This is a genomic window from Pseudomonas sp. YuFO20 (assembly GCF_035064975.1).
GTDB lineage: Bacteria > Pseudomonadota > Gammaproteobacteria > Pseudomonadales > Pseudomonadaceae > Aquipseudomonas > Aquipseudomonas putida_AE.
The window spans coordinates 179,547-188,360 of record NZ_JAXDEO010000004.1; the positions used below are offsets into that span (position 1 = coordinate 179,547).

Consider the following 8,814-nt stretch of genomic DNA (forward strand, 5'->3'; position numbering starts at 1 on the left):
CTAGACCGCCCTGGCCGCTGCGAAGGTCGCGATGATCCGCCCCAGTGACTCGTTCTGCTGCGGCGTGATCTCCCTCCCTGCGCTATGACCGGCGTTGTCCGTAGCGATGGTGGCCAGTGCCACCAGCCAATCACCCACATAGCCGCGGGTATGCTCCAACGGTTGGGGCAGCAACTTCGGCAACTGGCCCGCAGCGATTCTCTCGGGCGGCTGGAACAGTTTCGCCCCCGGGTTCGCGCGGCTCTGCGGTCGTTGTTCCAGTTCCATATCGATAAAGCCCAGCCAACCGATGAAGTCCGCCAGGATCATTTTTGCCGTCAGCACCTGACGACTGACCAGCTGTTCGCGCTTGCTGCCCACCTGTTCGGTGCGCACGATGGCTTGCAGCAGACGCTGCTGCAGGTTGAGGCGAGTCGCACCCGTAATGATTTCATCCACCAGGGCTTCGATCGCAGGCTTGGCCAATCCCAGGTAGGTCATCAGGCGCACGTCCTCGGGAATGTGGCGCAGATGACCGATCCACTCACGCAAGACCGCCTGGGCGAAACGCGAGTCGCTGCCACTGGAGCGCACAACCGTGTCAGCCGGTGCCGCCGGCACTTGCGGTTCATCGAAGAGGTCGAAGCCATCGTCGCCGCCCAGGTCGGCGCCCAGTTTTACCGCGCTGCCAACACCCTCGGCGGCGGGTACGCCGGGATCCTCCTCACCCGCCCGCAGGTACAGGCCACGCAGTTTGTCATCCGCCAGTTGCATGCGCTGGAGCAGCTCGCCCAGAAGTGCCCGACGCGGCCATATAGCCTCGGAAATCTGTTTGGCGATGCCACGTTTTTTCTCCAGCTCACCCGCGCCTTCAGCCTGGTACCAGCGCCCCAGGCGCGTCTCCAGTTGGTGCAGTACGTCGTCCATTTGCTCGCGGATGCGCACCAGCTTCGTTTCGCGCAACGCTACCAGTCGCAGGTAGGCGCTGATGCGCCCAATGCCTCCATCGTTCAAGGCCAGCATGGCATCCCAGGCGACGCCGGCATCACGCACATGCTGACGCACCGTCTGGTCTTCACTGAAGGTTTGCCGCATCAATTTCAAGTGATCATCCAACGCACCGTTGATGCCGACTTCCTGCCCGTCCTTCAGGTCAAGAAAGGCCACTTTCATCCGTGGCTTGCGCACCAGAAAGGTATTGTCGAACGCATTCCCGGCCGCCCACTCCTGAAGCCAGGCGTACTGGCCAAAGCGCTCCAGCATGGTCATTTTCATCATGCCGCCACTGCCCCAGCCAATGCGCAGCAGGTCCTCGCCTGTGTCCAGGTCATTGGCGATGCGTATATCAAACATGGTGATGGCCCAGAGCAGACCGTTCTTGCGCCGGGCACGCTCTTGCGGTGTTGCACCCTGGGTCTTGTCGATCCATCTGCTGAGCACCGGACCGACGCTGGTGACATCCGACTGTTTGTTTGAGGGCGTGCATACGACCAGCACGTTCATTTCCTGGCTGTCCGTATAACGCTCGAACAGATAGGCCACCTTGCCACGCAAAATCAATTGGGCTACCGGGCTGGCTTTATCACGGCCCAATGCGCGTCGCACATCGTCGAGGGATTCAATGTTGAGGCGACCGCGATAGCCGGGGAAATCGAGCAGGTCGACCTCCTCGAACAACGGCTCGCTGGTGGGCTCGGCCAGCGGGAAAACCAACTCTGCAGTCAGTGTCGCCAGTTGCGCCAATGACAGTTCGACTTCTGCGTGCAACACGCCATCGCGCCATGGGCGAACTTTGATTCGCAAGTCGGTGGGTGTACCAAGGCGCTCCAGCATGTCCACATTCATGATGCTGTCGGCCTGGGACAACCCGCCTTGCGCTGTAGGGCGCACCAAGGCTTCAGCGGGCGCATAGACCCGATCCGGGTTGCCCAGACTGGCTAACGCCCGGGCGAACTCCAGGTAAGCCGCACTCAACTCGGCCAGCTCACCCCAGAAAATCGCGAACAACCTGACGCGATCCTCGACTCGCAGATAGGGTGCAAGCTCCACCGCCACGGGCCAGTAGTAGCCATTGAGTACGGCGAGGGAGCCAGGAAAACTGCTATGCAGATAGTCCCACAACGAGACGACGTCGTCCTCGCTCATACCAGGCACCACCCGCTCCTGGCGTCGCTTGCCCAACTCCTTGAGCAACTGCAATACGGCCGTTTCGTTGATGCGGTACTGCACCTTTTCCGTGTCGAAATCATTGAAGTAAGCGTTGGCCAGGACCTTGGCCAGCTCGACCTCGGCGAACAGCTTGAGCTCCAGCGGGAAGTCGTCCGGGCCCGGTTTGGCCGTTCGACTGAAGCGGGTCACCAGCCCCGTCGCTTCCTTGCCGGAGCCGGGTGGGTTGACATGGGTGAGGAAGTCCAGCCGTTGGCCGCCCAGGTCGGTCTCCAGCATGCCATTGGTACCCGCAGCCAGGGTCGAGATCAGGTAGGACTTGCCCGCTTGCGACAGGCCAAAAAAACCCACCGTCATGGGGCGCTCAGAGGCCGCGCCCAGGCTCGTTGCGCTGTTGCGTATCCGGCGCAGGCTCAGGATCAGATCGTCGGCCTCGTTGTCCAGCCTCGGGGCACTACGGCGTACTTCGCTGATCCAGTTGATCGCGTCACCGGCGCCGGCGTGGATTGCAGCCCAATCCCGGGCCAGGTGTTGGGGTGAGATACGAGTGGTCATTTGCGGTACACACTCCCACTGTCGAGCCAATATTGGGATTCGCCCAACCCCGCATCCGACAGGGTATTGAGCTTCAGGCGCAGGTGACTGCGACTGATCGCGCCCTGGGTCGACTCGGCGCCGACGAACTCGAAACTCTCGCTGCCTTCGGCCGGGTTACGTGACCGGGTGATGCCCAGGCGCACTTTGAGCACCAGCCCCTTGGCAGCCACGTCCTCGCGCAAACGTGGGTTATCGATGCTGAGTATGTACAGCGGCGCAGCCGACCAGCGTTCGCTGTCGAGCTGGCGAAAGCCCAGGCGCATGGTGCCGCGCATGTCAAAGGCGGTATCGGGGAGACTGTAGTCCGGGTCGTCCAGGTTGATCCCGGACAAATAGATGTTGCTGTCCTTGATGACGTTGTTGTTGTCGATCAACCCCAGGTACTTGAGCGTCGAGTACGGTTTGAAGGCCGCCGCCCGGAAAAAGAAATTAGGCAGCCGCATGCCGCGACTCAACAGGCAGAGCATGGCGCCCACCGCCGCGGTGGTCTTGGGATCGTCGATACAGTCCTGTTTGTTGAACGGATACCAGCCACCGGTTCGGTACTGGTTCAACGGCAGGATGCGGCCCGGCGGCAGCGGCAGCAGCTTGCGAAACAGCGCCTGGATGCCTGGCAATCGCGACGGACGTCCCGTCAGCAGGAGAACATCGCAAGGGTAGCTATAGACGATTTCGCAGAGTGCCTGGATGCTCTTGCCGATGTTCATCCGGTCGCCGATGAAAGCTTCATGAATACGCCTCAAGCTGACATTGAGCGGGATTTGCAGCAGGTCGAAGCCTCCCGCCCCGTTGCCCAGCTGCCGGCGCACCGCCGCACTGAAATAATCCAGCACATCCGCGGTGGGCTGCTCGTTGCCAAGCAGCTCGCCGAACGTAGCGCTGACCAGACTGCTCGGCTCCAGCGGGTCGTACGTTTCATAGGCCTTGAGCAGACAAAGGCCGATGGGGCTGAACACTTGCAGGGTCAACTGCTGGCGCAAGACGGCTTCCTGTACGGTCAGCGGTTCACTGCCGATCAGCTTGGAAAGGAGCGGTTCGGGCTTCTCGATCCCGGCCTTGAGCAAGGCGTCGTTCACCGCAGGCAGCACGAACAGGCGGATCACATCCAGCAGGATGTCGTCGCCCGCGATCTTGAAGCCATCGCGAAAACACTGTTCGGGCTTGATGTAGACGTTGTCGCCTTTACCGTCGTCGAGGCTGTAGTCGGTGATCACCAGGTCCGTGGTACCGCCGCCAATGTCGATCGAGGCGATGGTCAAACGGCTCTTGTCGGCCTTGTCGGGCCGCGACATCGTGGCGAAGAACTCCTCGGGGCGACCGGCGAAATTGTTTTGCGTCTCATTGAACAGGTAGACCACCTGGCCGCAGGTGGCCTCATCCCACTGGACGTGCACCTCGGGCAGCCAGGGCCATGCCGTTTCACGGCTCTTCGGGTCCTTGATGTTGATCGACTCGTCCTCGGGATGCCAGCCGAGGCTTTTCCAGACCAGGCCGATGGCCTGCTCCATGCATTTCGAGAATATCTCCCGCTCGGGCTTGGGCATCGACGGCGGGATGGTGAGGATGATCGAGCGCAGGTGACGCGGCACCCTGGAGTGGCTCATGCGCGAACGCTGCGAAGGGCTGTTGATCTGCATCAGCGCCTGCCCCAGCACCTCCGACAGCATGAAGGTCATCAACGAGCTGCGTGAATAGTGTGGATGGAAGACCGGCATGCGATCTTCGACGGGCAGGTTATAGAGCGCCTGGCCGATCTCGTTGATGAGCCCGGCCACGGGCGCGGCAGTCGCATGGGGCTCGGTCTCGGTCTTGACGAAGGCGCAGTTGAAGCGCCAGCCCGGCTCGTAGAGGTCTTGATCCCACAGGTAACGCTTGGGACTGGACAAGCCTGTCGAACCCTCGGTGCCCCGTCGGCGGCTGGCCAAACGACCCGCCTCGCGGCCGACACGCACAATGGAGGGCCAGCGAAAGGCTTCGCTGCGACCGCTCTGGACCGAGAAATGATCCTTGCCGAAAACCGCTTGAGAGAATTCTACGCGGCTCTCGAACGGCTCTGGATAGACCTGTTCCGGCTGCGTCAGGTCGCGCAATTCAAGCTCGTAGCGTTTGCTCAGGCCGTCGCTCTCCTGGGGGTGATCCTCGATCAGGATGCCGCATGTCCGTGAATTGCCCACGTCCAGCACCATGTCCACGGGAATGGCCTTTTGCATGTCGCTGTCACGGTTGGACACCACCTTGATCTCGGGTACTCGCAGCAGGGTCCCCAGCAGATGCAGGAGGTTGAGGTAGTGCGCCTGGTGGTAGAACTCGCGGCACTGCTCTTCGATGTCATCCAGTTGCATGCGAATCGGCGGGTTCTGCGCCTGTTCGGTAAACACCTCGCGCAACCAGCCGTCGACCCAGCGAAGGTCGAGGAACCATCCCATCTCGTCAGCCCGATGGGCCAAGGCGAACGTGGCCCCCACCTTGACGTCACTCTGAGTCGGCGCCAGGTAGGTGGTATCGCTGCGACCGACCAGGACGCTGGTATCGAAAGCAAAGCAGATACGGTGGGTGTTGCCATCCTGATCAGGGTCCTTGAGTTCGACGATACGCACCCGTGCCCAGTTCGAAGGGCCGTCGTCAAACCGGCGCGGTGGACTGAAGCGCAAGAACGGCAGCGGCAGCCAGTTGCCCTTGAGCAATCGCAACGATTGATCGATGGCGACACTGTAATCAGGACTGACCGCGCGCCCGGGAAGCGCCGGGTGAAAGTAGCTGTCGCTGCGCTCGTCCAGCAGCAGGCGAGCCATCGGGCCATTCTCGCTCTGACGGGCGAACTCGCCAGGCATTTCATGACGCAGGTCGAGCTTGAGCGCGAAATCCAGGAACTGGATGCCGCTTCCCATGATCAGGGTGATTCTTTCTTCATAATCGGTCGTGTCTGGAAACATAGTGCTGTTCTTCCGCGCTATTGGCTGCCCTGTTTCATCGACATCGGGAACTGCTGGCTCCCGTAGTTACCTGTGCATTGCGCCACCGTTTTCGCCCCCGGCGCACACTTGACGTCGGGCATCGTGTAACTGCTGCCATCCTTGCAAGTGGCCACGCCCTGGTTATTGATCGCCAGGTTGCCACCCTTCATCGAGGCCTGGGCCTTGCCAACGCATTCGACGCCATTACTGGTGCGCACCCGTACTTCGCCGGCGCCATTCTTGAAGTCGTACTCCAACTGTAGCGGGCGCCCGGTACTGGCATCCTGGATACCGGCACCGGCCTTCCAGGTGCCATTGAGAAAATCGGTCGAACCGTTGGCTTGTGCCCCGGCAGGGATGGCCAAGGGTGCGGCATCGGCCCCGTTCTTCTGGCCCGCTTGCTGCGGTGCCGACGGTACGGATTCTGGCTGGGCCGGAGTTGGGGTTTGCTCGGGTGGCGAGGCAGTCGAATCGGCAGGGAGTACCGGTGAGCCGGGAACCTGCGGCGCCAACGGATCACTCGCCGGTAACCCGGCATCGGCAGGAAGCGTTTTGTCGACGTCGGCGGCGGTGTTTTCCGCCGCGCTCCCCGCTCCTCCTTGCACGCCATTGACGCCGACGGTACCCACAGTCCCGGTCGCCGCGCCCTGCACGACATGAGTTTCAATCGGCACGGGTTGAACCTGTGGCGGCGGCAAACCAGGCAAGTCGACTTGAGAAAGGTTCAAGGGCAACTGTACTGACGGAAAACAGGAGCGCATCAGGAACAGCAGTGCCAACAGCAGAAGCACAGGCAGCAACAGCCAGAGCCAGCGCCACCAAGGTTTTGTTACACCCTTGCTGTCGATCGGCACTTCATGCTTGGGCGTTTCCATACCAGGATCGCGAACCAAGCTCGGAGCGGGCCGCAAGCCGGACAAAGGATCCCGCTCACGGTTGCCCTCTGGATCAGTGAAGCCCCAGAACGTCACCACGGGCCGGCCATCGACCAGATAGACATGATCGTTGGCGGGGAAATGCACGGTTTTTTCCAACAACCGTCCAAAGACCTGATTCTCCCGGCTCTGCGACGCTGCACGCATCAACTCGCTGGCTGAACGCAGTTGAGCGTGCAAACGCTCCAACCGGGAATAGGCCGAGTCCCGCTCTTCGCTGACCGCAGCAGACCAGGGCACCACATCACCCTCGAAAGGCGCATACCAGTCGATGCGATCGCCGCTTTCATTTTTCTGCGGAATGGCCAGGCAGTCTGCGGCCTCACGCCCGATTTTCAACCGGATGGCTTCACGCAACTGCAAGGCAGCGCTATGCACCGGCTGACCTTCGACCCCCAACACGTTGAATTCTTGCAGACTACCGGAACGAAGCAGTGCGCCGTGCATGTGCGGTATACCTTTTCAAGCGGGCTGTAAAATCGCCGACACTCTCAGGCGTTGTATACGTATACAGGTCTGCGCAAAATCGAGGCTTATCGACGTGCAAAGCCAACATGACAGGACAGAGAATCAATCCAGCCTTGTGTGACTCAACCCCCCAGGAAATCATTTCGCGCTGGTTGATAGCATTCGTCCGCCCCTGAAAAGTAACCCCGTTCTCAGACTGGCGCCGACATCCACGTTCACTATCAGACATGAGCGTAGACCAAAGTGCTCGCCCTTGCGCATGTCCCTGTCAGGACGCCAGGCGGCTGTTTCCGACCACCATCCCCCCTGAAAGCCCCCGTCTTGCGGCGCCTCCCGCCGGTATGGCCACCCTGCAGCCATCGTCTACGCTTGCCAGATCATGGGTGTTCAGGAGCGATCATGAGCAACTTCCCTATCGTTGCCACGGTACTCTCGATGATATTGGGGCTGTCCGTGACGCGCCTGCTTCTGGGGGCGTTGACGGTGTTCCGCATCCGTCGTGTGGCCAAGCCTGATTGGGTCGCGCTGGTCTGGGCGGCAATGCTTTTCGCCACACAGCTGGATTTCTGGTGGGCCGTCAACGCGCTGCCCGAGATAAAAGGGACATTCTCGTTTCTTGAGTTTCTATTGCTCGTTTTATTGGCGTTATCGCTTTTTGTATCTGCCGCATTATTGCTGCCAAGCCGAAGCGAGGACGAGCAACAGGGTCTTCGTGTCTACTTTGAACAGGATGGCCGCTATGCCCTTCTGTCACTGTCGACTTATCTTTTCCTCGGGCTCGTCGTGAACGTCGTTTTATTCCGGGCATCGCCGATAGCAATTTGGGGCGCCCTGGATGTCATCATGATCGTGCTTCCTGTCTGCGCGTTTTATGCAAAATCGCGCAAAGCGTATTCGATAATCACCCTGATTTATGTGCCCAGTACCGCGGTTGACTTTGCGATATCACTTTCAGCCTGAACTGTGCGAGCCTGCTGGCGATGGCGGTGTGTTGGCTGTGCCGGCCTCATCGCTGGCAAGCCAGCTCCTACAGGTTTATTGGGTGTTGCCGGGATTTGTGTCTGGTGGTGATCACCTTGTAGGAGCTGGCTTGCCAGCGAAAACGGTGTGTCAGGCGAGGGAGATGTTGGATGTGCCGGCGTCATCGCTGGCAAGCCAGCTCCTACAGGTTTATTGGGTGTTCCCGGGATTTGTGTCTGGAGGTGATCACCTTGTAGGAGCTGGCTTGCCAGCGAAGGCGGTTTGTCAGGCGAGGGAGATGTTGGCTGTGCCGGCGTCATCGCTGGCAAGCCAGCTCCTACAGGTTTATTGGGTGTTGCCGGGAATTCGTCCGGCGGTGATCACCTTGTAGGAGCTGGCTTGCCAGCGAAGGCGGTTTGTCAGGCGAGGGAGATGTTGGATGTGCCAGCGAAGGCGGTTTTTCAGGCGAGGAAGATGTTGGATGTGCTGACGTCATCGCTGGCAAGCCAGCTCCTACAGGTTCATTGGGTGTTGCCGGGAATTCGTCCGGCGGTGATCCCCTGTGGGAGCGAGCTTGCTCGCGATGGCGGTTTGTCAGGCGAGGGAGATGCTGGCTGTGCCGGCCTCATCGCTGGCAAGCCAGCTCCTATGTATGGACTCGCCCCCACTGTCTACCCGCTTTTAAAAAACCGTCGCCCCGTTGCATCTATGTATAAGGCCTATTCGTGGAAGCCGTCTTCGGCTTCTGGCCAAAA

The 8,814-nt window shown here is 60.4% G+C and carries 4 protein-coding genes and 1 pseudogene; 2 read left to right on the forward strand and 3 right to left on the reverse strand.

Going from position 1 to position 8,814, the window contains the following annotated elements; all coding sequences use genetic code 11:
- The 3 genes from SOP85_RS03985 to SOP85_RS03995 are packed head-to-tail and all read right to left on the reverse strand — an operon-like array spanning nucleotide 1 to nucleotide 7,078.
- Nucleotides 1-2,700 carry a putative virulence factor gene (locus SOP85_RS03985; RefSeq protein WP_274075877.1) on the reverse strand — a complete coding sequence of 900 codons (2,700 nt, stop codon included), beginning with the start codon at nucleotides 2,698-2,700 and terminating at the stop codon, nucleotides 1-3.
- The gene (locus tag SOP85_RS03990; protein ID WP_323626137.1) at nucleotides 2,697-5,675 is read right to left on the reverse strand and encodes a virulence factor SrfB; all 2,979 of its coding nucleotides are present in this window, start codon (nucleotides 5,673-5,675) and stop codon (nucleotides 2,697-2,699) included. The genes SOP85_RS03985 and SOP85_RS03990 overlap by 4 nt, the downstream gene beginning before the upstream one ends.
- Before the next feature lie 17 nt (nucleotides 5,676-5,692).
- The gene (locus SOP85_RS03995) at nucleotides 5,693-7,078 is read right to left on the reverse strand and encodes an SrfA family protein (protein WP_323626138.1); all 1,386 of its coding nucleotides are present in this window, start codon (nucleotides 7,076-7,078) and stop codon (nucleotides 5,693-5,695) included.
- A gap of 420 nt (nucleotides 7,079-7,498) precedes the next feature.
- Here SOP85_RS03995 and SOP85_RS04000 point away from each other — a divergent pair, with 420 nt between their 5' ends.
- Together SOP85_RS04000 and SOP85_RS04005 are read left to right on the forward strand one after the other, a co-directional pair.
- Entirely contained in the window at nucleotides 7,499-8,059 is a 561-nt protein-coding gene (locus SOP85_RS04000) for a hypothetical protein (RefSeq protein WP_323626140.1), read from the forward strand.
- A gap of 432 nt (nucleotides 8,060-8,491) precedes the next feature.
- Nucleotides 8,492-8,814: pseudogene (locus tag SOP85_RS04005) on the forward strand (hypothetical protein); the annotation flags it as partial.